This window comes from Nocardia altamirensis NBRC 108246, from assembly GCF_001612685.1.
Taxonomy (GTDB): domain Bacteria; phylum Actinomycetota; class Actinomycetes; order Mycobacteriales; family Mycobacteriaceae; genus Nocardia; species Nocardia altamirensis.
In genome coordinates this window covers 60,035-85,916 of sequence record NZ_BDAY01000047.1, presented here as the reverse complement: position 1 = coordinate 85,916, position 25,882 = coordinate 60,035, and the positions used below count along the sequence as shown (strand labels likewise).

Below are 25,882 nucleotides of genomic sequence, written 5' to 3'. Positions count from 1 at the left end.
CCCGCAAGCTGGTTCGCCTGCAGGGCACCGTGGTGTCCGGGGTCAGGCGGCTATTGCGTCGGCCTTGGCGGGTTCGTCTTTAGGGCCGGGCTTGGGGGCTTGGCCGTGGCGGATGAAGAGGGCCGAGGCTACGAGACCGATGAGGAGGACGCCTGCGGGGAGGAGGGTGGATTGGCTGAGGGCGGTACTGAAGGCGTCTTTGACGAATTCGGGGATGGCGCCTTGGCCCGCACCACCTTCGGACACCTTGCCGCCGCCGAGGCCGTTGGCGCTCATGCGGGCGGCGACGAGGGCGCTGATCGCGGCGCTGCCGAGCACCGAACCGACCTGGCGGGTGGTGTTGTAGACGCCTGCGCCCGCGCCCGCCTGCTGGACCGGCAGGTTGTGGGTGGCGGTGGAAGCCAACGGAGCCCAGATGCAGGCGTTGGCGAAACCGGCCAGCCCGGCCGAGACCAGGAACCACACGATCGAGGAGCCCGGAGTCATCAGCACCGAGAACCAGAAGATGGAGACGGCGAACAGGGCGAAGCCGATGGTCGGGGCGATCCTCGGGTGCCAGCGGTCCGCGAACTTTCCGATGAACGGCGCGAAGACGCCGGTCACGATGGCCATCGGCGCGAAGACCAGCGCCGACTTGGTCGGCGAAAGATCGCGCACGGCTTGCAGATAGAAGTACGTCGGCACCATCAGTGAGGCCACGGTCGCGCCCATCGCGGCGATGGCGACCGACGAGAGGGCGAAGTTGCGATCCTTGAACAGGCTCAGCGGCACCAGCGGCTCACCGGTGTTGCGGGCCTGGTTGACCACGAACGCGACCAACACCGCCAGTCCGGCCGCGATGAGTGCCCAGATCACCCAGTCCCAATCGCGGGTGTTGCCCTCTTGCAGGCCGAACACCAGCAGGAACATGCCTGCACCGCTGAGCACGACGCCGGGGATGTCGAACTTGTGCTCGTTGGTCGGCAGCGCGGGCACCAACCAGACCGCGAGCGCGAAGGCGACGATGCCGATCGGCACGTTGACGTAGAAGATCCATTCCCAGCTGAGCCCGTCGACCAGCACACCGCCGAGGATCGGGCCGACCAGCGTGGCCAGGCCTGCGACGCCACCCCACAGACCCATCGCCGCGCCGCGCTTGTCCGGCGGGAAGGTCCTGGTGATGACGGCCATGGTCTGCGGCGTCATCAACGCAGCGCCGATGCCTTGCACCGCGCGGGCGGCGATCAGCATGCCGATGGTGCCGGACAGGCCGCACCACAGTGAGGCTGCGGTGAAAATGAACAGGCCGATCAGGTAGATGTTCTTGGGCCCGAACCGATCACCGAGCCTGCCGGTGACCAACAGCGGCACCGCGTAGGCGAGCAGGTAGGCGCTGGTCACCCAGATCACGCTGTTGATGTCGGTGCGCAGGTCCTGCATGATCGCCGGGTTCGCGACCGCGACGATCGTCATATCCAACAGGATCATGAAGAAGCCGACAACTAGCGCGACCAGCGCCAGCCACGGATTGCGTTGTGTGGTCATGGGTTCGGATTTCCTATCTCGGAGATGCTCGGTAGCGAGCAAAGAAGTAGTGGGGCGACATCGCCGTCAGGGCGGTGGCGCGGTTCCTGAGCGCGGGACGGGCGGGGACTGCTCGGCAGGCGACGGGTGCTGCCCCTTGCCTGCTCGGACACCGGTGGTCGCGTCGAAGTCCTCCCATTCCAGTGCGCCGCTGTCCAATTCGGCCATGAAGCTGTGCACCCACGCGATCTCCGCACTGAGCGTGGCGCGCAGGTACGGCAGGCTGACGTAGTAGCGGCGCGGCACGTGCTGCTCGGCCGCCCAGCCGAGCATTGTCTCGACGTCGGCGAGTTCGGCTTCGAGGTGCCCGGCCCGCTCTCTGAGCAGTCCGAGCACGTCGTCCTTGGGCAGGTTGTGCGCCTCGGCCAGTGCGATCGGGAACATCGGGTACTCCGGCGTCGGGTACCGCATGATCTCGGCGATCCTGGTGCGCAAGGCCGCTCGGCCTACCGTCGTGATCCGATAGGTGGTGCGTTCTGGCCGATTGCCTTCGCGGTCGACCCCTTCGGACCGCACCAGTTCCTGTTCGGCCAGGCGTGCCACCGTGTGGTACAGCGACCCGGGCCGCACTTTGACCAGGAGGTCTTCGCGCCGCGCGATCAGCAGCTGATACATCTCGTACGGATGCATCGGCCGCTCTTCGAGCAGCGCGAGCACGGCGATGCCCAGTGGCGTCACCGCCGGGCGAGCCTGCTGCCCCATTGCTTCGTCACCTCCCGCCGATCGCTCGCGCCCGGTGCGCGAACCGGAGCGTTGGTTGCGAGGCGAACGCTAGCCCCGCCCACCGACATGCTCCACGCCAAATACTCCACGTGGAATATACGGCGAGGAATAGATGGCCCGCAAGACGGTTCTTCCGATAAGAAACGTGATCGGCGACATAAAAATGCCCGCCCACCGGAAGGTGGGCGGGCAGCGGAACGCAGGTCAGCCTGCGGACTGCACGGTGAGGTCAGCAGTGGGCACATCGGCGCGGCGCAGCCTGCCGGTGCCCGGCGCACTCGCCCACACGGTGAAGGCGAGCAGACCGTCGAGAACCATCGCAAGCACCGCGACCAACACGGCGCCGACGAGCACCCGGTCGTAGCGATAGAGGCTGATGCCGTCGAAGATGTAGCGGCCGAGGCCGCCGAGGTTGACGTACGCCGCGATGGTCGCGGTGGCGACGACCTGCAGGGTGGCCCCGCGCAGTCCGGTCAGCAGGATCGGCATCGCGTTGGGCACCTCGACCCGGAACAGGATCTGCCGTTCGGTCATCCCCATCGCCCGCGACGCATCGACGACATCCGCAGGCACATTGGCGATTCCGGCGTACGCACCGGCCAGCAGCGGCGGAATACCGACCGTGATGAGCGCGAGCAGCGGCGGGATCAACCCGAGACCGAGCAGCAGCACCAGGAAGGTGAGCAAACCCAAGGTGGGCAGCGCCCGCATGGCATTGGCGAACCCGACCAGCACCGCGGCACCGCGCCGGGTGTGCCCGATCACCAGGCCGAGCGGCACGGCGATCACCGCGGAGCTGAGGATGGTGAGGAAGCTGTACCAAAGATGTTCCAGCAGACGGTGTTCGATGCCCGCGGGCCCGGTCCAGTTCGCACCGTCGGTGAAGTAGTGCCAGGCGTCGAGGAAAAGGTTCATGCGCCTGCGCCTTTCGCCCGCCCGGCCCCTGCGTCGGCGCGCACCCACGGTGTTGCCCAGCGGCCGAGACCGTAGACCAGGCGGTCGAAGATCAAGGCCAGCGCCAGGATCACGATGATGCCAGCGACGATCTCGTCCGGATAGTCACGCTGGTAGCCCTGGGTGAACAGCTTGCCGACCCCGCCGACACCGATCAACGCGCCGACCGAGACCATGGCGATATTGGTGACAACCACCACCCGCAGACTGGACACGAAAACCGGGATGGCCAAGGGCATGTCGACGGTGAGCGTGCGCCGCAACGAACTGAACCCGACCGCGTCGGCGGCATCGACCACCTGGGCAGGCACCGAATCCAGCGCGGTGGGCACCGCGATCACCAGCAGCGCCGTCGAATACATGGTCAGCGCGATGATGACGTTCAGCGGGTCGATGGTGGAAATCCCGACTATCGGCGGGATGATCACGAAGAGCGCCAGCGACGGGATCGTATAGGCCAGGCTCGCCACAATGACGGTGATCCGGCGCAACCAGGACACCCGACGGATCAACGCGCCAACGGGTATCGCGATCACCAACCCGAGTGCCAACGGCACAAGCGCAAGGTACAGATGGGTTTTGGTGAACCCCATGATCTCGGCGAAGTTGTCGATCAGGTAGCTCACGTCGCCCGACCCTTTGCTCCCCGCCGCGCAGGCAGCCATCCCCCGGTGCTCATTGCGCTTGTTCCTGCTCGAAGAAGTGCCGATTGCGTTCGGCGTCCTCGGTCGCCCGCTGCCCCGCCAACTGCTGCAGCACTTCGGTGGCAAGCACCCCGCCCCGGACCGCACCCGAATCATCGACGGCGACACCGACTCCGGCGGGCGAGGAGATCGCCGCGTCCAGCGCCTGGCGCAGATCGCCGGTCGGCGTGAACAGCGAACCGCCCGCGGAGGTGCTCTCCGCCAGCGAACGCCCGGCGCGCACCGCCTCGACGCCGGTCACATCCACCCACCCGGACGGTTTGCCTTCGGCGTCGACGATCAGCACCCAGTCACCGCGATCCAACCGGAGCGCCGCGACCTCGGCCGCGGTGACGGTCCGGATGTCGTGCAGCGGAACCGCTTTCGCCGTCCGGAAGGACAGGCCGCGGTAGCCGCGGTCGCGGCCGACGAAATCGGCGACGAAATCGGTGGCGGGCTGGGCGAGCACCCGTTCCGGTTCGTCGTACTGCTGCAGCACGCCACCCCGCCCGAACACCGCGAGCCGGTCGCCGAGGGTGATCGCCTCGTCGATGTCGTGCGTCACGAACACGATCGTCTTGCGCAATTCGGCTTGTAGCCTTTGCATTTCGACCTGCAACTCGGCCCGAACCACCGGGTCGACGGCGCTGAACGGCTCGTCCATCAGCAACACAGGCGGGTCGGCGGCCAGCGCCCGCGCCACGCCGACCCGCTGCTGCTGGCCGCCGGACAGCTGCGCGGGATAGCGCCCGGCCAGCGACCGATCCAGGCCGACCCGGTCGAGCACCTCGAGCGCCGCCGCCCTGGCCGCCTTGCGCGAATCACCGCGCAGCACCGGCACGGTCGCGACATTGTCGACGACCGTGCGGTGCGGCAGCAGCCCGCCGCTCTGGATCACGTAGCCGATGCCGAGGCGCAGCTTGACCGGATCGACGGCTGAGATGTCCTGCCCGGCAATGGTGATCGTGCCCGCACTGGGGGTGATCATCCGGTTGATCATGCGCATCGAGGTGGTCTTCCCGCAGCCGGACGGGCCGACGAACACGGTGAACGACCCCGATTCGATGCGCAGATCGAGCTCGGTGACGGCGTGCGTGCCGTCCGGATAGATCTTGCTGATACCGCGGAACTCGATATCGGACAACGCTTTCCCCTACCCGATCGGCGTATTCAGCCCTTGTGCGTTCACCCACGCCACGGCAGCGGCCTTGGGTTCGGTCTTGCTGGCCCCCGAGACGGCCTCGTTCAGCTTGATCAGCTCGGCGGTGGTCAGCTTCGCCGAGGCGACGTTGAGGGCGGCAAGCACCTTGTCCGACTTCTTGGCCGCGTTGAGCAGCGGCACCACGTTCTGCGCGGGGAAGTTGTGCTTCGGATCCTCGAGCACCACCAGGTTGTTCTGGGTGATGGCAGGCGAGGTGGTGAAGATGTCGGCCGCGGTCACCTGGCCGTCGACCAGCGCACGCACCGTCGCCGGTCCGCCGCCGTCGGCGATCGGCACGAAGTTGTTCGCGGCGATGTCGAGGTTGTAGTTCTTCTTCAGCCCTGGCAGGCCGCCCGCGCGTTCCTGAAACTCCGCAGGCGCACCGAATTTCACCTCGGCGGCGTGCGCGGCCAGGTCGGCGATGCTCTTCAGGTTCCAGCGGTCGGCGGTGGCGCGGGTGACCACGACCGCGTCGGAGTCTTCGCCGGGTGCAGGGGTGCCGATGGCGAGATCGGCGCCGAGCGCCGTGGCGAGCGCGCTGTCCACCTCGGCGGCGCTGGTCGCGGTGGCGTTCTTGTCCAGGTATTGCAGCAGGTTGCCGGTGTACTCCGGGATCACCGAGATCGCGCACTCACGCACGGCGGGGACATAGGCCTCACGGCTGCCGATGTTCAGCTTGGTGTCGACCTTGAAACCGTTGACGCGCAAGACCTCCGCGTAGATGTTCGCGACGGTCTCGGACTCGGGGAAGTTCGCCGAGCCGACGATGAGCCCCTCCCCCGCGCAGTCGCCCTTGCTGGCTAGCGGGTCGGAATTGCCACACGCGGACAGGATCATGGCGACGGCCAACGCGGCGGCGGCAACGAGGAATCGCGTGGCGCGCAGCGCCAGCCGCAGCGCCGACCGACCGTGCCGCGCGGCATCGGGGGTGATCGAGGTTTTCACTGGAGTCCTTCCGGCATGACGGGCAGTGCGAAGGTCCGGGGCGCGACAGCCACCGGTACATTCTGGGAGTCCATACTGCCCGCTTCAGGGTGTTCCTGTTAGCTCTGTCGATCTCTCGGAGAGTTGGTGTCGCCGGATGGTGTTGGCCGCGTCGCTGCGCAGGCTCGCGCGAATTCTGGTCGTTGCGACCGCCGCAACGGCCGTAGCCTGCGGAAACGGTGAGCACGGCACACCGATCACGGTCGGTGCCGGTGATTCGATCGAGTCGACCCTGCTCGCCGAAATTTATGCAGGCGCATTGGCTCGGACCGGCGCGCGCACCTCGGTGGCTACCGGTCTCGGCGGTCGCGCGGACTATCTGGCCGCCCTCGACGCCGGTCGAGCAACGGTGGTCGGCGAGCACACCGGTGCGCTGCTCGCCTTCCTCGACGCGAAGGCGACCGACCGGCTGCCCGACAAGGTCGCTCTCGCACTGAGCAAGTCGCTGCCGGAGGGACTGGTGGTTTCCGATCCCGCCGATGGCACCGACCTGCGGGCACGGGTGCTGCTCACCGCGGCGGCCGCCGCACAGGACAGCGTGAAGTCCGTCGCCGATCTCGCGCCGAAATGCGGCGGGCTCGTCGCCGGCGTTGCCTCGGCGCCGGGGCTGCTGCCCGCGCCGCCGAGCATCGTGCAGCCTGCGGACTGCGTGTTCGCCGACGTGGTGCCGTTCGCCGACCCCGCCGCGCTCCGAAAGGCATTGCTGGACGGGCAGGTTCAAGCCGGGTTGCTGACCGGCCCGCCGACCGCGGCGCCGGGCGCGACAGACGGGCTGACCGTCCTGTCGGACACCACCTACGCGGTACGCGCCGAGAACGTGCTGTCGCTGTTCCGCAAGGGCGCGCTCGACGATCGGCAGATCAAGAAGCTCAATTACGTTGCGGGCGAACTCACCACCGACGATCTCGGCACCATGCTCCGCCGCATCCGGGACGAGCAGGCCAAGCCTGCCGAGGTGGCGCGCGCCTGGCTCGACGACCACATGCTGTAAACCGCACGCGCGGCACGGCGAACCCGCTAACGTCTGGCCGATGAGTATCAGGTTCATCGGCGGCTATGTGGCGCTCGTGGCGATCCTGCTGTTCGTCTGGGCGTCGTCCTCGGACCGGAGTCCGGTGGTCGCCGTCTCGCTGCTCGCCGCGCTCGGCGCGATGATCGCCCTGAATCTGTGGGTCAGGATGTCGGCCCGTGCCGCCAAACAGAAAGCGCCCCGCCCGAATCGGGGCGAGTCGCCTTCCGGCCGGCGAAGGTAACTGCTAGGCAACGCCTTCGGCACGCGCAGCGGCCGCGACGGCCTCAGCGACGGCGGGGGCGACCCGCGGGTCGAGCGGGCTCGGCACGATCTTGTCCGGGCCGAGCTCGTCGGCGACGACGCTGAGAATGGCATCGGCGGCGGCGATCTTCATGCCCTCGGTGATCCGGCGCGCACCCGCGTCCAGCGCACCCTTGAACACACCGGGGAACGCGAGCACGTTGTTGATCTGGTTCGGGAAATCACTGCGACCGGTCGCGACGATCGACGCGTACTTGCGGGCGACCTCGGGGTGAATCTCCGGATCCGGGTTGGACATCGCGAACACGATCGACTCCGGCGCCATCGAGGCGATGAGCTCCTCGGCGATCAGGCCGGCAGACAGACCGAGGAACACGTCCGCGCCCTGCAATGCCTCGGCCGCACCACCATTGAGCCCGCGCGGGTTGGTCCGGGTGGCCAGCTCGGCCTTCACCTCGTTGAGGTCGGTGCGCTCGCGGCTGACGATGCCCTTCGAGTCGAGCACGGTGACGTCCCGAACACCCGCCGCCAGCAGGATATTCGTGCACGCGACGCCTGCCGCGCCCGCGCCGGACACCACGACCTTCAGGTCCGCGATGCCGCGACCCTGCACCCTGGCCGCGCCGTTGAGCGCGGCGAGCACCACGATGGCGGTGCCGTGCTGGTCGTCGTGCATGACCGGGCAGTCGAGCGCCTCGATGACCCGCCGCTCGATCTCGAAGCAACGCGGCGCCGAGATGTCCTCCAGGTTCACCGCGCCGAAGCTGGGGCGCAGCCGGATCAGGGTCTCGACGATTTCGTCGACGTCCTTGGTGTCCAACACGATCGGGATCGAGTTGAGGCCTGCGAACTTCTTGAACAGCGCCGCCTTGCCCTCCATCACCGGCAGCGAGGCGCGCGGGCCGATGTCACCGAGGCCGAGCACCGCGGTGCCATCGCTGACCACGACGACGAGGCGGTCGGTCCAGGTGTAGCGCTTGCACAGTTCCGCGTCCTGCGCGATGGCCCGGCTGACCTGAGCGACACCGGGGGTGTACGCGATCGACAAGTCGCGTTGAGTTTCCAACGGCGAGCTGAGTTCGACCGAGAGTTTGCCGCCAAGATGCCCCGCGAAAATCTCGTCGTGCGTAATTGCGGAAAGGCTTGCTGCGGTGTCGGCGTGCGGGGCCGTGGTGGCATTCGGTGCGTCAGTCACAGGTGACACGATTTCACTCCTGCTCGGGTCGGACAAACCGGGGGACGGTTACCGCCGGGTATTTGGGTATTAAGGTCTTTTGATCGCTCCGCAGGCTGCTCGCCTGTGGATTCATAACGCTCATCGAGTGCGCTGACCGGTACGTTTCGAATCGGACGGCGGGTCGCGAAAACCCCGTTGCCGATGTCGGTGACGTGGCGCGGCACTGATCCGCGGAGCGAGAGCCGGACGGGTGGGTCCAGACAGAACATGCGGCGTGATCCTCGGGTCACGACGGTGCGTCGCGAGGCGGAGATCTCCGTAACTCCAGTACCCGGCGGTGGCTTGGGTACGGAATCCGACACATTCTGCCAGCACGGTCTGCGACTTGCCAAACCGGTCGGGTTTACGCCGTGTCGCACGCACGTACCAAGGTTAAGGCGCGGGAATTACCCGGCGGTAAGCGAAAACTCGCAGGCAGTCGTGCTCGCGCGGTGAGTTGTCACATCGCGATCGGGTCGGCCGGTGTGAGATGTGCGGTGCCCTCGTCGTCTTCGGGCAGGATCTCCGGCGCGTCCGGCACCGCGGCCGAGCGCGCAGCCAACCGGATGGGCTCGCGCAGGTGCGCCGCCCCTTTCCCGAACGTCTCGATCGTTGCCACGTCTCGCCTCGACACGATGCCGCGCTCCCGGGCGGACACCACCGCGATCGGCCTGGCCGTCACGGTCGTGGTGTCGCCGTCGAGTGCGCCGATCTCGCCGGCGTCGAGTGCCGCTTTCTCGCGGGCGTCCGGGCGCACCCACACGGTGTCGAGCCCGCCCGACATCAGCCGCACCTGCCAATCGTCTTCGGCCCCAGGATGATCCGTGCGCCGGTGCATGCCACGGGTCTCGGTGCGCGCCAACGCGCTGTACTTGGTCCACCGCGCCACCGCGAGCAATGCCGCCGCCTGCCTGGCCCGCAGCCGGTCCAGACCGCTACCGCCGAGGTCGAATTCGGCGCCTGGCCACATCGTGTCGAGTTCGCCGATGCTGTCGTGCAGGCTGCCTGCGCTGCGCCAGTAGCTGCGGCGCAACGGCAGCGTGTGCTCCTGCACGAGCCCGACCACCGCGCGCGGGTCGATCCGTGACACGGGATTGAGCCCGGCGCCAGGCACTTCGCGGACCGGAGCGCGTCGGTCGGCCGTGCGCGCATACCTGGCCGCGCCCGCGCCCGCCCACACGCCGGAGGCGATCGCCCATGCGCCGCCCTGTCCGCCGAACCCGCTCACCGCGCCGGTGATCGGTTCCCTGGTGGTCACGTCGCCCGCGCCGAACAGGCCGCCGACCGTGGTGGCACAGTCGCGGCCCGCGATCCGCAGGCCGCCGGTGCCGCGCACCGTGCCCTCGAGGACGGCGCGCAGCGGCACCCTCCTGGTGTGGTCGACCAGGCCGTGCCTGGCCAGCCAGCCGCGCACCGTCTCTGGCACGTCGTCGAGTGCCGCGAATACCCGGCGGCCGTCCGCGATCTCGGCGAAGGCAGCGGCGCGATGGCCGTCCAAAGCCTGGCCCGACTCGTCGTAGAGCGTCGCGAAGTGCAGGGCGAGGCCGGGTGCCGAGTTCGCATGGTTCACCGGGTTCGCCACATTCAGCATCGGCGTCAGGCCGTATGCGCTGGAGAATTCCATGCCGGACAGCTGGGCGCCCGCCTCCGCGGCGAACAGCAGGCCGTCACCGGTGTCCACGTCGGTGCCTGCGCCGCCGGAGAGGAACGCGCACCCGCCGGTCGCCACCACGACGGCGCCGGCCCGGATGGTCCACTGCCTGCATTGGTTGTGCTGTTGCACGCCGGTCGCGCCCGCGACCATGCCGTCGCGATCGACGAGCAATTGCAGCGCAGGGTGATGGTCGAGGATACGCACTCCCGCGTCGATCGCGCTGCGGCGCATGCGGCGCAGATAACTCGCGCCGTCGAGATATACCCGCAGCGACGCCCCGCGCCCACCGGGGCCAGCGCCGGGAAACCGGTAGCCCCAGCGGGCCAGCTGCTCCACGCGCTGATGTGTTTCCTCGAGGACCCGATGCATCCAGTCCTGGTCGCCCAGTCCACCACCGTGCGCGTAACCCCGGTGTACGGCCTCGTCCCTGGCAGGTCCCGGAGGGATGTTCCAGAGTGAGGTGGTGCCGTATGCCGTCGGACCGCTGGTGCCGCAACGGGCCTTGTCGGCGAGCACGACGCGGGCGCCCGCGGCGGCGGCGGAGACGGCGGCCCAGGTTCCGGCGGGGCCTCCACCCAGAACCAGTACGTCCGTCTCGAGTTCCGTCACAAAGAGAAATATTCGGCCACAATTCACGTAGCCGCAACCATTACCGCGAATATCGGCGTTGTCGGTCTGAAACGTGATCAGTCCGTGGCCGAGACGGCAAAGTCTCAGCAGCCGGATATCAACTCCACCACTGCGTCCACAGCAATAGTCCAGCGACGATAAAAACAACCGCAGATCCAGAAAAAGCCGCCAAACCCCGATGCCTGTCCGAATAAATCTGTGCCGCAACCGTTATCACCGCCGACACGATGTGCCACGTCACCGATTCGACACCGGGACCCGGAAAATCCCGGCGCGCCGCAATCACCGCCGCGCCGATGATGACCAGCATGAGGGCGAAGGTTCCCGCGGCAACGACGCCACTGAGACCGCGCAGCACTCTCACGAGACGACCACCGGCACCCCGGTCGCCTTACCGACGAGCACCTCGAATTGCGCAGGATCGGTGATGCAGTCGCCGAGCCGAATCGTCTTGTTGGCGCCGTGGTAGTCCGACGAGCCGGTGGTGAGCAGGCCGAGCTCGGCGGCGAGCTCGGCCAGCACCTGGCGATCGGGCGCCGAATGATCCGGGTGATCGACCTCCAGCCCGCCCAGACCGAAGGTGGCGAGCTCGCGGATGTCGTCGATGGCGAGCAGCCTGCCCCGCTTGCGAGCCCTGGTGTGGGCGAGCACGCTGACCCCGCCCGCGGTCGCGATCATTTCGACCGCGCGGCGCAACGGCGTATCGGCCTTCTCGGCGTAGTACGGGCCGTGCGGCGCGAGCAGCTCCTCGAACGCGGCATCCACGTTCGGCACCACGCCCGCCGCCACCAGCGCCCTGGCCAGGTGCGGGCGCCCCGCGGACGGGCCTGCCGACGCGAGCACTTCATCCGGATCGATCGGTAACCCGTCGGCGACCATCCGCTCGGCCATCGCACGCACCCGCTCGACCCGCTCGCCGCGCAGCCGTTCCCGCTCCTCGGCGAAACACCGATCGGTCGGATCGAACAGGTAGGCAAGCAGATGGACGGGGACCGGCCAGCCGTCCTCGCCGAGGCCGATGCACGACATCTCCATCCCGCGGACCAGGGTGAGCCCCTTCGGTAACGCCTCGACCGCCTCGGTCCAGCCCGACGTCGTGTCGTGGTCGGTGATCGCGATGACGTCCAAGCCGGCGTCCGCGGCGTTCCGTACCAGCTCGGCCGGAGTATCGGTGCCGTCGGACGCGGTCGAATGGGTATGCAGGTCGATGCGCACGCCCTCCAGTCTTACAGTGTTCTACCGGCGACCCGTACACCCAGGCGACGTAGCATCACGGACGTGCCATCGATTCCGCCGCTCCCGTCGTTTCGCGGTTCCGGCCGCGCGGCGCGGCCGCTGCCGCGCATCCCGGTGCCGACCGCACGGGCCATCGTCGACTGCGGCGTGTACGTCGAAGGGCGCCGACTACCCGGCAGATTCACGCATCGGGACGCGATGGCCGAGGTGCGCAACCGCGGCACCGGCTTCGTCTGGGTCGGCCTGCACGATCCGGACGAGACCCAGATGGCCGATATCGCAGAGACATTCGGCCTGCACGCGCTCGCCGCCGAGGACGCGGTCAAGGCGCATCAGCGCCCGAAGCTGGAACGCTACGACGACACGCTGATCCTGGTGATGCGGACGGTCGCCTACGTCGAACACGAATTGCACACCGTCAGTGAGATCGTGGAGACCGGCGAGATCATGGTCTTCGCCGCGCCGGACTTCGTGGTCGCGGTCCGGCACGGCGAGCACTCCGAATTGGCTACGCTGCGTAAGGAACTGGAGTCCGATCCGGCCAGGCTGATGCTCGGCACCGGTGCGGTGCTGCACGGGATCGCCGATCACGTGGTCGACTCGTATATCGAAGTGGCGCAGTCGGTCGAGCTCGACATCGACGCGATGGAGGAAGAGGTCTTCACCCCGCGCAGCCGGGTCACCATCGAGTCGATCTACCAGCTCAAGCGCGAGGTGGTGGAGCTGCGCCGTGCGGTGACCCCGCTCTCGGTGCCGCTACAGATCCTCGGGCACAAGCCGGATGTGCCGCTGCCCAAGGAGATTCGCCGCTATATGCGCGATGTGGCCGACCATCACGCCGGTGTCTCCGAGCGGATCACCGACTTCGACGAGGCATTGAGCGCGTTGATCAGCGCGGCGCTCGCCAAGGTCGGCGTGCAGCAGAACACCGACATGCGCAAGATCTCGGCGTGGGTCGCGATCGCCGCGGTGCCGACGATGATCGCTGGCGTCTACGGGATGAACTTCACCCACATGCCGGGGCTGGAGGCGACGTGGGGGTTCTGGATCATCATCACGTTCACCCTTGCCATCTGCGTGGCGTTGTACGTCAACTTCCACCGCAACAACTGGCTGTAGCGGCGAATCACATTCTGGCCGCACCACGTTCGGGGTCACGCACGTCGATGCCTGCCTCGGCCCACGCCTCGCGCAGTGCCTGCGCCCCGCGCACCCGGACCCACGCCGCCTCGGTGGCGGTCAACGGGGTCACCGCCAAATAGCGCACCGGCTCGGCGGGTTCGGGCAGCACCACCTCGGGAATGCCGCTGTCCCCCAACAACACCGCGGTGAACGGTGCGTTGTGCCACATCGGCTCGCCCAGATCCATCAGCGCATCGGCTTGCAGCACAACACCTTCCACCGCGGGCGCGGCGGCGAGCACGCCGAGCGTCTTGGCCAGACCCGAACTCGCCCCCGCCGAGCCGCGCAGCGTCAGCACCAGCTCGGCCCTCGGGCCGCGCAGCGGATCGGCAAGCAGCGCAGTGGGATCGCCCATCGGATGACGGGAACCACCCACCGTCGCGTAATGCACCAGATCGCCGTCGACGATCCGCAGGATCTCGATCGGCTCCAACCCGAGAAACGTCACCGACGCCGAATCGACGCCGGTCGCCAGCACACCGAAATGGTCGAGCACACCGGTGCGGACCGTCGACACCACCTCCATGCGTCAGATGGCCAGCCGCGCAAGCATGTCCCGCGCCTGCTCCGCCGACTTCGGGTCGCACAGCACGTCGTAGCGTCCGGCCACCAACTGCATGGTCGAGGCGAAGTCGCGCTGGCCCTTGGTCGCCGCGTACGGGATCGAGGTCGAGATGACGCCGAAGATGATGCCGCCGACCAAGCCGACCGCAAGCGGTCCCCAGGTGCCGCTCGTGGTGAACAGGCTCAGCAACAGGCCGAGGAACAGACCGAGCCACGCTCCGCTCACCACGCCGCCGCCGATGACCTTGCCCCAGGTCAGCCGGTACAGGACCCGCTCGACCTGCATGAGATCGACGCCGACGATGGTCACGTCCTGCACCGGGAACTGCCCGTCGGCGAGGTAGTCAACGGCCTTCTGCGCCTCGGCGTAGGTGGGATAGGAGCCGACGGGCCAGCCGGACGGCGGCGTCGGCAGGCCCTGCCGTGCGCGATTCGAGTTCCCCAAGGGATTCGTCATGTCTCTATTCTGCTATTCCGACCGGTTTCCTGGGGGCGTGAAACGCGTGGTGCGCGTCATTGCCGCGGCCCGGCCCTTTTCCGCGATCACCTGAGCCATTTTCGCGCTGGCCTCGTCGATCATTTCGTCGCCGAGCATGACCGCCCCGCGGGCACCGCCTTCGACCGAGGTGTGGAAGGCGTACGCGTCCAGAATCAGTTCGGCCCGATCGTAATCCGATTGGCGCGGGCTGAAGATCTCGTTCGCCGCGTCGATCTGGCCGGGATGCAGCACCCATTTGCCGTCGAAGCCGAGCGCCGCGGTGCGGGCTGCGGCCCGCCGGAAACCGTCGACGTCCCGAATCTGCAGGTAGGGACCGTCGATCGCCTGCAGGCCGTGCGCGCGGGCGGTGAGCAGGATGGTCATCAGGATGTGGTGGTAGGCGTCGCCGGTGTCGTAGCCCTCCGGCTGTTCGCCGACCACCAGGGTGCGCATGTTGATGCTCGCCATGAAATCGGCCGGACCGAAGACGAGCGCTTCCACCCGTGGGCTCGCGGTGGCGATGGCGTCGATATTGCGTAAGCCGATGGCGTTTTCGAGCTGCGGCTCGATGCCGATCCTGCCGACCTCGAGTCCGCTGGCCTTCTCCAGCTGGGTGAGCAGCAGATCCAGCGCCCGCACCTGACCGGCGTCGGTCACCTTCGGCAGCAGGATCGCGTCCAGCGCCGCCCCAGCGCCTTCGACGACGGTGATCACGTCCGCGTAGGTCCATTCGGTGGTCCAGTCGTTCACCCGGACCACCCGCAGTGGCGCTGCCCACGCCGAGTCGTTGAGCGCCGCCACGATATTCGCCCGCGCCTCGGCCTTCGCGGCGGGCGCTACCGCGTCCTCCAGATCGAGAAACACCTCGTCGACGGGCAGCCCCTTGGCCTTTTCGATCATCTTGGTGTTGCTGCCTGGACAGGCAAGCACCGAGCGGCGCGGCTTCAAGATCACTCCCGTCGATCGTGGCGTGGTACGTCACCGCCCCCGAACCTCTAGCCTGGCAAGCATGGCAGCTACCAGGGTGTACGTCGCCAGGCTGGCCGGCCTGGTGGTGTTGGGGCCGGACGGCGAGTCTATCGGCCGGGTCAGGGACGTGGTCGTGGCCATCCGGTACGACCGCCAGCAGCCGAGGGTGCACGGCCTCGTCGTCGAATTGCCAACCAGGCGGCGCATTTTCGTGCCGATCCTGCGGGTGACCGCGATCGAACCCGGCGTGGTGACGCTGAACACCGGGACGGTGAGCCTGCGCCGATTCACCCAGCGCCCCGGCGAAATGCTCGCGCTCGCGCAGATCGTGGACTCCTCGGTCCGGGTGGAAGATCCGGACCTGCCCGATCTCGCCGACGTCGATGTCCTTGTCGTCGATCTCGGCATCGAACAGACCCGCACCAGGGACTACCGGGTGACCAGGGTCGCCGTGCGCGGACACCGCAGGCTCGGGCGGCGGCGCACCGTGCACGTGGTGGATTGGATCCATGTCTCCGGGCTGACCCCGCACGAGATCGACAGACCCGGCCAGGACGTCACCCAGCTGCTGGAACAGTTCGAGGACATGCGGCCCGCCGACGTCGCGCACCTGCTGCGCGAGCTGCCGGAGAAGCGGCGGCTCGAGGTGGCTGTCGCGCTCGACGACGAACGGCTCGCCGATGTGGTGCAGGAGCTGCCCGACGACGAGCAGGTCGAACTCCTCGGCCACCTCGAGCGGCGCCGCGCCGCCGACGTGCTGGAGGCGATGGATCCCGACGACGCCGCCGACCTGCTCGGCGAACTTCCGGTCGGCGAGGCCGAATCGCTGCTCGCGCTGATGGATCCGGAGGAATCCGAACCGGTCCGCAGGCTGCTCGAGCATTCGCCGTACAGCGCGGGCGGCCTGATGACGCCGAAGCCGGTCATCCTGACGCCGTCGACCACGGTCGCGGAGGCGCTGGCCAGGGTGCGCAATCCGGACCTGACGCCCGCGCTCGCCTCGATGGTGTTCGTGGTCAGGCCGCCGACCGCGACGCCGACCGGTCGCTATCTGGGCTCGGTGCACATCCAGCAGCTGCTGCGGGAACCACCGGCACATATGGTCGGCGGAATTCTCGACGCCGATCTGGCCCCGCTGCGTCCCGATGTGCCGCTCGCCGCGGTGACGCGCTACTTCGCCACCTACAACCTGGTCTGCGGGCCGGTGGTGGACGAGGAGAACCATCTACTCGGCGCGGTCAGCGTCGACGACGTGCTCGATCATCTGCTGCCCGACGACTGGCGTGATCAGGAAGAGCTGCACGAAGGGATTCACGGGCATGAGTGAGCGAACCGAGTGGCGGCGGGTGTTGCCGAGCGCCGGCGAGACGCCGTCATGAGCGAGCGAACAATCAACACAGCCGACATGTCGGTCATGACGGAGCCGAGCGTCAGCGAGGCGCAGTCATGAGCGAGAAGGTCGGCATGCGCGGCAGGCTGGAGACACCGGTCGAATCACGGTTCCGCATCGATTGGGATGCCGAGGCGCTCGCGCGGAGCAGCGAACGGGTCGCACGGTTCCTCGGAACCGGCCGCTACCTGGCCATTCAGACCATCATCGTGATCGTTTGGATTGCGTTAAATATCTTCGTCGTGGCGTTGCGCTGGGATCCGTACCCCTTCATTCTGTTGAATCTGGCGTTCTCCACCCAGGCCGCCTATGCCGCGCCGCTGATCCTGCTCGCGCAGAACCGGCAGGACAATCGCGACCGGGTTGCGCTGGAGGAGGATCGGATGCGGGCCGCCCAGACAAAGGCGGACACCGAGTTCCTCGCCCGCGAACTCGCAGCATTGCGGATCGCGGTAGGCGAAGTCGCGACGCGCGACTATTTGCGCAGGGAATTGGAAGAGATGAAGGAGATACTGGATCGGATCGAGGGGGCGGGCAATCTCAAACCGCGGCGCAAGAAAAGCTCCGGCCGAAAGCAGGGACCGGCCCCGGTTTCGCCGCCTGTAGCTGACGATTGACCGGAAATGCCAAACAACTACCTGACTGGTGGGTAACCTGGACTGCGTTGTCCCGAGCGGCGCCGGACAGGGGATGGTCCAGACAGCCGCTCTCACGACGTAGAGGATTGGTGTGGCCGAATGCGTATATCTGCTCCGATAACCGTCTCGGCCCTGGTCGTTGCTGGTCTTGTCGCCTCTGGTTCCGCCGCTGACCCTGCTACCTCGCCCGGCGCGCCCACCGCGCCCGAGGCCCTGCTAGCCGCGTCGACCAGTGCGACGGGCGGCAAAGACGGCACGGGAACGGGCAGCGAGACCGGACTGTCCCGGACAGTCGGACTCCTTCCGGTGACCCAGGAGGCTCCCCGCAAACTGCGGGCAATGACCCCGTCGGATGGTTCCGCGCCGTTTGCTGGGCGAGTGCCGCTGCAGGAAATCTCCCTGCCCATGGTCGGTGGCGCACTCGGTATCCCGGAAGTCGTGCTCGCCGCGTATCGCAACGCCGAACTCGCGATGGAATCCTCCGCGCCAGGCTGCGGGCTGTCCTGGAGTCTGCTCGCCGGCATCGGCCGCATCGAGTCGGGCCACGCGGGCGGCGGGCGCACCGACGCCGCGGGCACCACGGTCACCCCTATCTACGGCCCCGCGCTGGACGGCACGCTGCCCGGCAACGAGATCATCAAGGCGGCCAGCGGCGGCTACGTCCGCGCGATCGGTCCGATGCAGTTCCTGCCCGGCACCTGGAGCCTGTACGCCGCGGACGGCAACGGCGACGGGGTCGCCGACCCGAACAACGTCTTCGACGCCGCGCTCGGCGCGGGCAAGTACCTGTGTTCGGGCGGGCTCGACCTGCGCGATCCGGCACAGGAACTGCGCTCGGTGCTGCGCTACAACAACTCGACGGCCTACGCGGCCAATGTGCTCAGCTGGGCGGCGGCCTACCGCACCGGCGGCGCGCCGACGCAGGTGACCATCTCGCCCGATCTGATCCCGCCGGGCAGCACGCCGGTGCAGGTGTCGGATATGACGGCGGTCAACACCTCGACGCCGTCGACAACGGCCGCTCCGCCGCCGCCTGCCAGCGCGACGACACCAACGCCGACTGAGGTGTTCATCACAATCCCCGGTCTGCCGCCGATCCCGTGTGGCGTGCTCTGCCCGGTGCTGCCGAAGCCGCTGAATCCCTGTGACCCCGTCACGGTTCCGGCCCCGATGCCGCGGCCCGGCGATCAGGCGCCGGAGGCGATCAGGCCCGCGGCGCCCGCGCAGGCGTTCGGCATCGGACCGGCCGCGCCGCCCAATCCCGCGGGTCCGGCGGGACAGGCCGCACCCGCCGCCGATCCCGCGCACCCGGAACAGCCCATAGCGCCGGTGTGCACGCCGCCAGCACCTGCTCCCGACGCCGCCCAGCAGGCCCAGGCGCCGACGCCGGAGGCGCCGCCTACCGTGGTGGTCGAAGCGCCGCCGACCGTGTCGGTCGAGACAGGTCCGACGGTCTCGACCGAACCGACGCCGAGCGCGGCGCCGGTGCCGACGCAGCCGCCGGGTATCACGCTGCCGTTCGGTGTGGTGATCCCGTTGCCTGCCCCGCCCGCCTGATCCGAAACTTCGGACCACATCACAAAGAGATAACAAAAACATCTCGAATGCGGTAGCCTTCTCTTCGTCCATCACGAAGGGCTCACACCGAGCCAGTTGGAGGGTCACCGCACAGTGGGGCGTCATCGAAAACAGCCGGCCATCACTATCCGGCGCAGCTCCGTCCTCGCCCTGACCGGGTTGGTTCCCGCCGGACTCGCGGCCGTCACCGCCGCGTCCGACGTGGGCAGCCAGGCCGCCGCGGCAGTCGAACAGCACCTTCCCGGGGATGATCGGGACGAACAAGTAGGGGCAAGGCCGCAGGCCATCTCCGAAACCGTCGCCAAGACCGAATACGTCGAGCACGCGATGGCGAAGCAACAGGTCAGGCCTAAGCCACAGGTGAAATCCGTTGCGCTGATGGACGGTCGGCAGCGCGCAGACCTGCCCGTCGGCCCTGGCGGCGTACCCGGAATCGCGGTCTCGGCGTACCAGAACGCCGAACGCATTCTCTCGGAAGAGAATCCGACCTGCAATATGCCGTGGACCCTGCTGGCAGGCATCGGTCGCGTCGAATCCACGCACGACTACGGCGGCAAGGCCGACAACGACGGCAACCCGCTGTCGCCGGTCTACGGCCCGGTGCTCGACGGATCCCTCTACGGCAACAACGTGATTCGCGATACCGACGGCGGTGCGCTGGACGGCCTGGCCGGTTACGACCGCGCGATCGGCCCGATGCAGTTCCTGCCGCAGACCTGGACGCACTACGCGGCCGACGGCAACGGTGACGGCATCGCCGACCCGCAGAACCTTTTCGACGCGGCGCTGACCGCCGGAAAGTACCTGTGCGACGGCGGCCTGAACATGCGCGACCTCGCCCAGCAGTCCCGGGCGATCCTGCGCTACAACAACTCGATGGCCTACGTTGCCAACGTCATGGCCTACGAAACCTCCTACGCCACCGGCACCACACCCCGGCCCGGAGACCTGCCCAAAATTTGACACGCCTAAAATTCCTGCCATGCCAGTAGTTACGGAATCGGATGTGCGGGGCGCCCTCGCAAAGGTCGACGATCCGGAGATCCGCAAGCCGATCACCGAACTGGGCATGGTGAAAAGCATCGCGATCGGTGCCGACAGCAATGTCCACATCGAGGTCTACCTGACGACGGCGGGTTGCCCGCTCCGCACCGAGATCACCCAGCGGGTCACCAAGGCCGTCGCCGACGTGGCAGGCGTCGGCGCGGTCACCGTCGAGCTCGACGTGATGAACGACGAGCAGCGCACCACCCTGCGCAAGCAGCTGCGCGGCGACTCGGCGGAACCGGTGATCCCCTTCGCCCAGCCCGGCTCGTTGACCAGGGTGTACGCCGTCGCCTCCGGCAAGGGTGGTGTCGGAAAGTCCAGCGTCACCGTCAATCTCGCCGCAGCCATGGCCGCGCGCGGGCTCTCCGTCGGTGTGCTCGACGCCGACATCTACGGTCACTCGGTGCCCCGCATGCTCGGCACCGACGCCCGCCCGACCCAGGTCGAGCGAATGATCATGCCGCCGCAGGCGCACGGCGTGAAGATGATCTCCATCGCGCAATTCACCAAGGGCAACACCCCGGTGGTGTGGCGCGGCCCGATGCTGCACCGCGCGCTGCAACAGTTCCTCGCCGACGTCTTCTGGGGCGATCTCGACGTGCTGCTGCTCGACCTGCCGCCCGGCACCGGCGACGTCGCCATCTCGATCGCCCAGCTGATCCCCGGCGCCGAGATCCTGGTCGTCACCACTCCGCAGCCCGCGGCCGCCGAGGTCGCCGAACGCGCGGGCGCCATCGCGCTGCAGACCAGGCAGCGGATCGCAGGCGTGGTGGAGAACATGTCCTGGCTCGACCTGCCCGACGGCACCAGGATGGACCTCTACGGTTCGGGCGGCGGACAAGCCGTCGCCGATCGCCTGACCCGTGCGGTCGGCGCGCCCGTGCCGCTGCTCGGCCAGATTCCGATCGAGCAGGCGGTGCGCGAAGCAGGCGACGAGGGGACGCCGATCGTGCTGCGCGATCCCGAGTCCCCCGCCGCGAAGGCACTGCTCGAGGTGGCCGACAAGCTCGCCGTCCGCAAGCGCGGATTGGCGGGGATGTCCTTGAGCATCGACACGACCCGGCATCTGTAGCTGGCCTACCGCCGCGCCAACCGGTGCTTCACGGCGGCGGACGAGCCAATAAGCTCGGGCTCATGCTCACGTTGTTGTTGTACGTGCTGATCGTCGGTCTGGTGGCCGCGGTGCTGTTCCTCCTCGCGAGCGCGGTGTTCGGGCGGTCGGAGGAGCTGGGGCCGCTGCCGGAGGGGACGACGGCGACCGTACTGCCCGCGGAGGGGATTTCCGGGGCCGATGTGCGGGCGCTGCGATTCCAGCAGGTGGTGCGGGGATACAAGGCAGGCGAGGTGGATTGGGCGCTGGCCAGGCTCGCCGCGCGCATCGACGAGTTGCAGCATCAGCTGGCCGAGGCGCGGGCCGTGCAGTGGCAGACGCCGGTCGCGCCGGAGCCGAAGCCGAGCACCGACCAGCACGACCCCACACCCAGCTAGCGGTCCGATTTCCGCGAGCGGCAGCCGGAAGAATGTCGGTGCCGCACCCTAAGCTCACGGGCATGCTCACGTTGTTGCTGTCTGCGCTGATCGTCGGCCCCGTCGCCGCGCTGCTGTGCACACGAGTGGTGCACCCCCACCGCATCGGCGCGATGGCATGACCGCGCCGGACGACGGCAAGATCCGCTGTCCGTGGCCGCTGGAAACCCAGCTCTATCGCGACTATCACGACTTCGAATGGGGCAAGGAGCTACACGGCGACGACGCGCTGTTCGAGCGAATGTGTCTCGAGGCCTTCCAGTCGGGTCTGGCCTGGATCACGATCCTGCGCAAACGGCCGACCTTCCGGACGGCGTTCGCCGGATTCTCGATCGAGAAGGTGGCCGAGTTCGGCGACGCCGATGTGGCGCGACTGCTCGCCGACCCCGGCATCGTCCGAAACAGGTTGAAGATCGAAGCCGCGATCAGCAACGCCCGGGTTGCTCGCGATCTCGATATCGGACTGGACACATTGCTCTGGTCGTTCGCTCCGCCGCCGCGGCCACGCCCGAAAACCGGCGCGGACGTGCCCGCCACCACACCCGAATCCGTAGCTCTGGCAAAAGAATTGAAGCGGCGCGGGTTCCGGTTCGTCGGGCCGACCACGGCCTACGCATTGATGCAGGCGACCGGGATGGTAGACGATCACCTGGCCGATTGCTGGGTCGGTAGTGAGCATGCCGACACAGGCCGACCGGTCACTTTTTGAACTCAGGTATCCGTCCACATCCGCGATAGGGAAGAATGGGACAGGTGTAGCTCGCCAAATGCCGGCGAGCTCGCTGGTTGGTGACAACTGGAGTTCCAAGAAAGTGCGCAGCTAACCGCGCAGATCTGGAGGGAGCAGAGGATGGCGGCCATGAAGCCCCGTACCGGGGACGGTCCCCTCGAGGCAACCAAGGAAGGGCGTGGAATCGTCATGCGGGTTCCACTCGAGGGTGGCGGGCGTCTGGTCGTCGAACTCACGCCGGACGAGGCCGCGGCACTCGGCGACGAACTGAAGAGTGTCACCAGCTAACCAGCAGGCACTCGATGCGGTGGCCGGACTGCTGGCCTGCCCGGAATGCGCGCTCGGACTAGAAGCGCACGACCGGGTATTGCGTTGTGGGCACGGGCACAGTTTCGACATCGCCAAGCAGGGCTATGTCAGCCTGCTTACCGGTGCGTCGACCAAAATGACCGGCGACACGGCGGCCATGTTGGACGCGCGTGCCGCCTTTCAAGGTGGGGGACATTTCGCGCCGATCGCTGCGGCGATCACCGACGCGATCGGGCCGGGCGGGCAATCGCCGGGCACCGACCGCGCCTCGGACACCGTGCTGGAGGTGGGCGCAGGCACCGGCTACTACCTGGCCGGTGCGCTCGATGCTGCCCCGGCAACCCGGGGCATCGCACTCGACGTCGCCAAGCCCGCCGCGCGGCGCTGCGCCCGCGCGCACGAACGGGCCGCCTCGGTCCTCGCGGACGCCTGGCGCGGGCTACCGCTGCGCGAACGCACCGTGCGTGCGGTGCTTTCGGTGTTCGCGCCGCGCAATCCGGCCGAGGTCGCTCGGGTGCTCACCGAGGACGGCCGATTCGTCGTCGCCACGCCGACCGAACGACACCTCGCCGAGCTGGTCGGCCCGCTCGGCATGGTGACCGTCGATCCGGACAAGGACCGGAGGCTCGACACCGCGATGTCGGGTCACTTCGGTGCCGTCGACCGGGTGCTCGTCGAGTATTCGATGAAGCTCGGCACGGTCGACGTGGCGAACGTCGTCGGCATGGGCCCGTCGGCGCATCACGCCGGGGCGGCGCATCCCGGCCTCGCCGCGCTCCCGGAAACCACCGAAGTCACCGCCTCGGTGCTGATCTCGACCTATCGGCCGAACTGAGACGGTCAGAATTTGCGGACCTGGTCGTAAACCCGCACGGTCTCGGCCGCGATCGTTGACCAATCGAAGTCGGCGATCGCGCGGGCGCGGCCCGCGGCGCCGTATGCGGCGGCCAGCGCCGGATCGCAGGCGACCTCGTTGACCGCCGCCGCGAGCGCCCGCTCGTACTCCTGGCCTTCGGCCGGGTCGTAGTGCACCAGGCGCCCGTTGCGACCGTCCTGAACCACCTCGGGGATGCCACCGACGTCGGAGGCGACCACCGCGGTCGCGCACGCCATCGCCTCCAGGTTCACGATGCCGAGCGGCTCGTACACCGACGGGCACACGAAAACCGTGGCGGCGGCCAGAATCTGGCGGATCTGCTCGGTGGGCAGCATCTCGCGCACCCAGAACACGTTGCCCCTGGTGCGCTGGAGCTCTTCGACCGCGGCGGCGGTCTCCGCGGCCAGTTCCTTGGTGTCCGGCGCACCCGCGCACAGCACCAGCTGGATGTCGGGATCGAAGTCGCGAGCCGCCGCGAGCAGATGGCCGACGCCCTTCTGCCTGGTGATCCGGCCGACGAACGCGACGATCGGCTGGTCGGTGCGCACGCCGAGCACGGCAAGCACCGGCCGCGCGCCTGCGCCGACCGGGCCGGGATGCCACATGCCTGCGTCGATTCCGTTGTGCACGACGTGCACCCGGTCCGGGTCCACCGCGGGGTAGGCGTCGAGGACGTCGTGGCGCATGCCCTCGCTGACCGCGATGATCGCGTCGGCGTGCTCGACAGCGTTGCGTTCCGACCAGGAGGACAGCCGATAGCCACCACCGAGCTGTTCGGCCTTCCACGGCCGTCGTGGCTCCAGGGAATGCGCGGTCAGCACGTGCGGGATGCCGTAGAGCGTGGCCGCGAGGTGCCCGGCCAGGCCGGTGTACCAGGTGTGCGAGTGCACGACGTCGACCTGTCCTGCGGCGTCGGCCATGCGCAACTGTGCCGACATCATCTGCAGCGCCGCGTTGGCGGCGTAGAGCTGCGGATCGGGCTGGTGTACGACGGCGTCGGTGCGCGCGACACCCATGCAGTGCACGGTGACCTCGCACAGCTGCCGCAACTGCGCGGTCAACTGCGTCACATGTACCCCGGCCCCGCCGTAGACCTCGGGTGGGTACTCGCGGGTCAGCATGGCGACCCGAAGCCGGTCGTGCGCGCCGGATTCCGCGGTCGAGCGCCCGGTGTCCGTGCCGAAACTCACCCGGTTCAAAGTAGACGTTCACCTCCACTGGGGCCACTCGCCCGCCCGTTACCCGGTAGTTTGGCAAGGGTGAGGAGCCAGCCGCACGTACTCGGGATCGTGCTCGCCGGTGGCGAGGGCAAGCGACTCTTTCCACTCACCGCGGACCGTGCCAAACCGGCGGTGCCTTTCGGCGGTGCGTATCGGCTCATCGATTTCGTGCTGAGCAACCTGGTCAACGCCGGTTTCCTGCGGCTGTGCGTGCTCACCCAGTACAAGTCGCATTCGCTCGACCGGCATATTTCACAGACCTGGCGGTTGTCCGGCTTCGCCGGTGAATACATCACCCCGGTGCCCGCGCAGCAGCGGTTGGGTCCGCGCTGGTACACCGGCAGCGCCGACGCGATCATGCAGTCGCTCAACCTCATCTTCGACGAAGATCCCGACTACATAGTGGTATTCGGCGCCGACCACGTGTACCGGATGGATCCGGAGCAGATGGTTGCCCACCACATCGACTCCGGCGCCGGTGTCACGGTGGCGGGCATCCGGGTGCCGCGCAGCGAGGCAAGTGCGTTCGGCTGCATCGACTCCGACGAGTCCGGCCGGATCACCCAGTTCCTGGAGAAGCCCGCGCATCCGCCTGGTACGCCCGACGATCCCAATGTCACTTTTGCGTCAATGGGCAACTATGTCTTCACCACCAAGGTGCTGGTGGACTCGATCAAGGCCGACGCGGACAACTCCGACTCCGACCACGACATGGGCGGCGACATCATTCCGTCGCTGGTCGCCTCCGGGCAGGCCGGGGTCTACGACTTCGCCGACAACGACGTGCCGGGCGCGACCGTACGTGACCGCGGCTATTGGCGCGATGTCGGGACCATTGATGCGTTCTACGACGCGCACATGGATCTGGTGTCGGTGCATCCGGTCTTCAATCTCTACAACAGGCATTGGCCGATCCGCGGCGCCGCGGAGAATTTGCCGCCCGCCAAATTCGCCCAGGGCGGTTTGGCACAGGAATGCATCGTCGGCGCGGGCAGCATCCTGTCCGCGGCCACCGTGCGCAATTCGGTGCTCAGCTCCAATGTCGTCGTCGACGACGGCGCGACCGTCGAGGGCAGTGTGCTCATGCCCGGCGTCCGGATCGGTCGCGGTGCGGTGGTCCGCCGCGCCATTCTCGACAAGAACGTCGTCGTGGCCGAGGGCGAGATCATCGGCGTCGATCTGGACCGCGACCGCGAACGCTTCGCGGTCAGCAACGGCGGCGTTGTCACCGTCGGCAAGGGTGTCTGGGTCTGAGC

The 25,882-nt window shown here is 68.0% G+C and carries 27 protein-coding genes; 13 read left to right on the top strand and 14 right to left on the bottom strand.

The genetic code is table 11. The features are described from left to right. Positions 1–42 precede the first annotated feature (42 nt). From NA11_RS24215 to NA11_RS24190, 6 genes are all read right to left on the bottom strand, one after another. A complete protein-coding gene (locus NA11_RS24215) occupies positions 43–1,524 on the bottom strand; it encodes a DHA2 family efflux MFS transporter permease subunit (protein ID WP_069164262.1) in 1,482 nt (493 codons plus the stop codon). A gap of 66 nt (positions 1,525–1,590) precedes the next feature. Next, complete coding sequence (locus NA11_RS24210) at positions 1,591–2,265, bottom strand: PadR family transcriptional regulator (protein WP_069164261.1); 675 nt, start codon at positions 2,263–2,265, stop codon at positions 1,591–1,593. Positions 2,266–2,490: 225 nt separating this feature from the next. Then, positions 2,491–3,201 carry an ABC transporter permease gene (locus NA11_RS24205; protein ID WP_069164260.1) on the bottom strand — a complete coding sequence of 237 codons (711 nt, stop codon included), beginning with the start codon at positions 3,199–3,201 and terminating at the stop codon, positions 2,491–2,493. Continuing rightward, on the bottom strand, positions 3,198–3,866 hold the full coding sequence (locus tag NA11_RS24200) for an ABC transporter permease (RefSeq protein WP_069164290.1): 669 nt from the start codon (positions 3,864–3,866) through the stop codon (positions 3,198–3,200). Before NA11_RS24200 ends, NA11_RS24205 begins: the two co-directional genes overlap by 4 nt. A gap of 49 nt (positions 3,867–3,915) precedes the next feature. Then, a complete protein-coding gene (locus tag NA11_RS24195) occupies positions 3,916–5,067 on the bottom strand; it encodes an ABC transporter ATP-binding protein (protein WP_069164259.1) in 1,152 nt (383 codons plus the stop codon). Between the two features lie 9 nt (positions 5,068–5,076). Continuing rightward, a complete protein-coding gene (locus NA11_RS24190) occupies positions 5,077–5,961 on the bottom strand; it encodes an ABC transporter substrate-binding protein (RefSeq protein ID WP_174567722.1) in 885 nt (294 codons plus the stop codon). Positions 5,962–6,205: 244 nt separating this feature from the next. On the opposite strand from NA11_RS24190, the gene NA11_RS24185 reads away from it, so the two are divergent. Together NA11_RS24185 and NA11_RS24180 are read left to right on the top strand one after the other, a co-directional pair. Then, positions 6,206–7,099, top strand: a complete 894-nt coding sequence (locus NA11_RS24185; protein ID WP_069164258.1) for a glycine betaine ABC transporter substrate-binding protein — start codon at positions 6,206–6,208, stop codon at positions 7,097–7,099. 40 nt (positions 7,100–7,139) lie between these two features. Continuing rightward, positions 7,140–7,361 carry a hypothetical protein gene (locus NA11_RS24180; protein WP_069164257.1) on the top strand — a complete coding sequence of 74 codons (222 nt, stop codon included), beginning with the start codon at positions 7,140–7,142 and terminating at the stop codon, positions 7,359–7,361. A 3-nt stretch (positions 7,362–7,364) separates the two neighbouring features. Here NA11_RS24180 and NA11_RS24175 read toward each other — a convergent pair whose 3' ends face one another. The 4 genes from NA11_RS24175 to NA11_RS24160 all read right to left on the bottom strand — a co-directional run bounded on the left by NA11_RS24175 (position 7,365) and on the right by NA11_RS24160 (position 12,096). Then, positions 7,365–8,576, bottom strand: coding sequence for an NAD(P)-dependent malic enzyme (locus tag NA11_RS24175; RefSeq protein ID WP_174567721.1), 1,212 nt, complete (start codon positions 8,574–8,576; stop codon positions 7,365–7,367). 481 nt (positions 8,577–9,057) lie between these two features. Then, complete coding sequence (locus NA11_RS24170; protein WP_069164256.1) at positions 9,058–10,860, bottom strand: FAD-dependent oxidoreductase; 1,803 nt, start codon at positions 10,858–10,860, stop codon at positions 9,058–9,060. 118 nt (positions 10,861–10,978) lie between these two features. Beyond that, positions 10,979–11,191 carry a hypothetical protein gene (locus tag NA11_RS24165; RefSeq protein ID WP_245746128.1) on the bottom strand — a complete coding sequence of 71 codons (213 nt, stop codon included), beginning with the start codon at positions 11,189–11,191 and terminating at the stop codon, positions 10,979–10,981. Between the two features lie 50 nt (positions 11,192–11,241). Further along, a complete protein-coding gene (locus tag NA11_RS24160; protein WP_084655015.1) occupies positions 11,242–12,096 on the bottom strand; it encodes a PHP domain-containing protein in 855 nt (284 codons plus the stop codon). A 63-nt stretch (positions 12,097–12,159) separates the two neighbouring features. On the opposite strand from NA11_RS24160, the gene NA11_RS24155 reads away from it, so the two are divergent. Next, positions 12,160–13,236: a magnesium and cobalt transport protein CorA gene (locus NA11_RS24155; RefSeq protein ID WP_084655014.1), complete on the top strand. Its 1,077-nt coding sequence runs from the start codon at positions 12,160–12,162 to the stop codon at positions 13,234–13,236. A gap of 7 nt (positions 13,237–13,243) precedes the next feature. Here NA11_RS24155 and NA11_RS24150 read toward each other — a convergent pair whose 3' ends face one another. Genes NA11_RS24150 through NA11_RS24140 form a run of 3 tightly spaced genes read right to left on the bottom strand, consistent with a single transcriptional unit; the run spans position 13,244 to position 15,295 of the window. After that, positions 13,244–13,825, bottom strand: coding sequence for a suppressor of fused domain protein (locus tag NA11_RS24150; RefSeq protein ID WP_069164252.1), 582 nt, complete (start codon positions 13,823–13,825; stop codon positions 13,244–13,246). Between the two features lie 3 nt (positions 13,826–13,828). After that, positions 13,829–14,320, bottom strand: coding sequence for a YflT domain-containing protein (locus NA11_RS24145; protein ID WP_069164251.1), 492 nt, complete (start codon positions 14,318–14,320; stop codon positions 13,829–13,831). 12 nt (positions 14,321–14,332) lie between these two features. Beyond that, positions 14,333–15,295 (bottom strand): HpcH/HpaI aldolase/citrate lyase family protein, encoded by a 963-nt coding sequence (locus NA11_RS24140; protein ID WP_281197069.1) that lies wholly within the window; start codon positions 15,293–15,295, stop codon positions 14,333–14,335. A 55-nt stretch (positions 15,296–15,350) separates the two neighbouring features. On the opposite strand from NA11_RS24140, the gene NA11_RS24135 reads away from it, so the two are divergent. The 9 genes from NA11_RS24135 to NA11_RS24095 all read left to right on the top strand — a co-directional run bounded on the left by NA11_RS24135 (position 15,351) and on the right by NA11_RS24095 (position 23,364). Then, on the top strand, positions 15,351–16,637 hold the full coding sequence (locus NA11_RS24135; protein ID WP_069164250.1) for a magnesium transporter MgtE N-terminal domain-containing protein: 1,287 nt from the start codon (positions 15,351–15,353) through the stop codon (positions 16,635–16,637). 119 nt (positions 16,638–16,756) lie between these two features. After that, positions 16,757–17,317: a DUF1003 domain-containing protein gene (locus NA11_RS24130; RefSeq protein ID WP_069164249.1), complete on the top strand. Its 561-nt coding sequence runs from the start codon at positions 16,757–16,759 to the stop codon at positions 17,315–17,317. A 120-nt stretch (positions 17,318–17,437) separates the two neighbouring features. Beyond that, on the top strand, positions 17,438–18,895 hold the full coding sequence (locus NA11_RS24125; RefSeq protein ID WP_069164248.1) for a lytic transglycosylase domain-containing protein: 1,458 nt from the start codon (positions 17,438–17,440) through the stop codon (positions 18,893–18,895). Between the two features lie 114 nt (positions 18,896–19,009). Beyond that, positions 19,010–19,879, top strand: a complete 870-nt coding sequence (locus NA11_RS24120) for a lytic transglycosylase domain-containing protein (RefSeq protein ID WP_069164247.1) — start codon at positions 19,010–19,012, stop codon at positions 19,877–19,879. A 19-nt stretch (positions 19,880–19,898) separates the two neighbouring features. Further along, entirely contained in the window at positions 19,899–21,035 is a 1,137-nt protein-coding gene (locus NA11_RS24115) for an Mrp/NBP35 family ATP-binding protein (protein ID WP_069164246.1), read from the top strand. Between the two features lie 62 nt (positions 21,036–21,097). Further along, positions 21,098–21,451, top strand: coding sequence for a DivIVA domain-containing protein (locus tag NA11_RS24110; protein WP_069164245.1), 354 nt, complete (start codon positions 21,098–21,100; stop codon positions 21,449–21,451). 157 nt (positions 21,452–21,608) lie between these two features. Beyond that, positions 21,609–22,199, top strand: coding sequence for a DNA-3-methyladenine glycosylase I (locus NA11_RS24105; RefSeq protein ID WP_069164244.1), 591 nt, complete (start codon positions 21,609–21,611; stop codon positions 22,197–22,199). 141 nt (positions 22,200–22,340) lie between these two features. Next, a complete protein-coding gene (locus NA11_RS24100) occupies positions 22,341–22,508 on the top strand; it encodes a DUF3117 domain-containing protein (RefSeq protein WP_011211259.1) in 168 nt (55 codons plus the stop codon). Next, on the top strand, positions 22,495–23,364 hold the full coding sequence (locus NA11_RS24095; protein ID WP_245746127.1) for a putative RNA methyltransferase: 870 nt from the start codon (positions 22,495–22,497) through the stop codon (positions 23,362–23,364). The genes NA11_RS24100 and NA11_RS24095 overlap by 14 nt, the downstream gene beginning before the upstream one ends. A 5-nt stretch (positions 23,365–23,369) precedes the next feature. On the opposite strand, the gene glgA is transcribed toward NA11_RS24095, so the two are convergent. Then, positions 23,370–24,527 carry a glycogen synthase gene (gene glgA, locus NA11_RS24090; RefSeq protein WP_069164286.1) on the bottom strand — a complete coding sequence of 386 codons (1,158 nt, stop codon included), beginning with the start codon at positions 24,525–24,527 and terminating at the stop codon, positions 23,370–23,372. 138 nt (positions 24,528–24,665) lie between these two features. Between glgA and glgC the strand changes: the two genes are divergently transcribed. Beyond that, positions 24,666–25,880 carry a glucose-1-phosphate adenylyltransferase gene (gene glgC, locus NA11_RS24085; RefSeq protein ID WP_069164242.1) on the top strand — a complete coding sequence of 405 codons (1,215 nt, stop codon included), beginning with the start codon at positions 24,666–24,668 and terminating at the stop codon, positions 25,878–25,880. Positions 25,881–25,882 lie beyond the last annotated feature (2 nt).

Bases quoted from the DNA above. Each gene is read 5' to 3' on its own strand.
- NA11_RS24215 (WP_069164262.1), bottom strand. From the start codon at position 1,524: ATGACCACACAACGCAATCCGTGGCTGGCGCTGGTCGCGCTAGTTGTC.
- NA11_RS24185 (WP_069164258.1), top strand. From the start codon at position 6,206: ATGGTGTTGGCCGCGTCGCTGCGCAGGCTCGCGCGAATTCTGGTCGTT.
- NA11_RS24100 (WP_011211259.1), top strand. From the start codon at position 22,341: ATGGCGGCCATGAAGCCCCGTACCGGGGACGGTCCCCTCGAGGCAACC.
- NA11_RS24150 (WP_069164252.1), bottom strand. From the start codon at position 13,825: ATGGAGGTGGTGTCGACGGTCCGCACCGGTGTGCTCGACCATTTCGGT.
- NA11_RS24165 (WP_245746128.1), bottom strand. From the start codon at position 11,191: ATGCTGGTCATCATCGGCGCGGCGGTGATTGCGGCGCGCCGGGATTTT.
- NA11_RS24145 (WP_069164251.1), bottom strand. From the start codon at position 14,320: ATGACGAATCCCTTGGGGAACTCGAATCGCGCACGGCAGGGCCTGCCG.
- NA11_RS24110 (WP_069164245.1), top strand. From the start codon at position 21,098: ATGCTCACGTTGTTGTTGTACGTGCTGATCGTCGGTCTGGTGGCCGCG.
- NA11_RS24180 (WP_069164257.1), top strand. From the start codon at position 7,140: ATGAGTATCAGGTTCATCGGCGGCTATGTGGCGCTCGTGGCGATCCTG.
- NA11_RS24205 (WP_069164260.1), bottom strand. From the start codon at position 3,201: ATGAACCTTTTCCTCGACGCCTGGCACTACTTCACCGACGGTGCGAAC.
- NA11_RS24190 (WP_174567722.1), bottom strand. From the start codon at position 5,961: ATGATCCTGTCCGCGTGTGGCAATTCCGACCCGCTAGCCAGCAAGGGC.
- NA11_RS24135 (WP_069164250.1), top strand. From the start codon at position 15,351: ATGGCAGCTACCAGGGTGTACGTCGCCAGGCTGGCCGGCCTGGTGGTG.
- NA11_RS24130 (WP_069164249.1), top strand. From the start codon at position 16,757: ATGAGCGAGAAGGTCGGCATGCGCGGCAGGCTGGAGACACCGGTCGAA.
- NA11_RS24210 (WP_069164261.1), bottom strand. From the start codon at position 2,265: ATGGGGCAGCAGGCTCGCCCGGCGGTGACGCCACTGGGCATCGCCGTG.
- NA11_RS24125 (WP_069164248.1), top strand. From the start codon at position 17,438: ATGCGTATATCTGCTCCGATAACCGTCTCGGCCCTGGTCGTTGCTGGT.
- NA11_RS24115 (WP_069164246.1), top strand. From the start codon at position 19,899: ATGCCAGTAGTTACGGAATCGGATGTGCGGGGCGCCCTCGCAAAGGTC.
- NA11_RS24105 (WP_069164244.1), top strand. From the start codon at position 21,609: ATGACCGCGCCGGACGACGGCAAGATCCGCTGTCCGTGGCCGCTGGAA.
- glgA (WP_069164286.1), bottom strand. From the start codon at position 24,527: ATGCTGACCCGCGAGTACCCACCCGAGGTCTACGGCGGGGCCGGGGTA.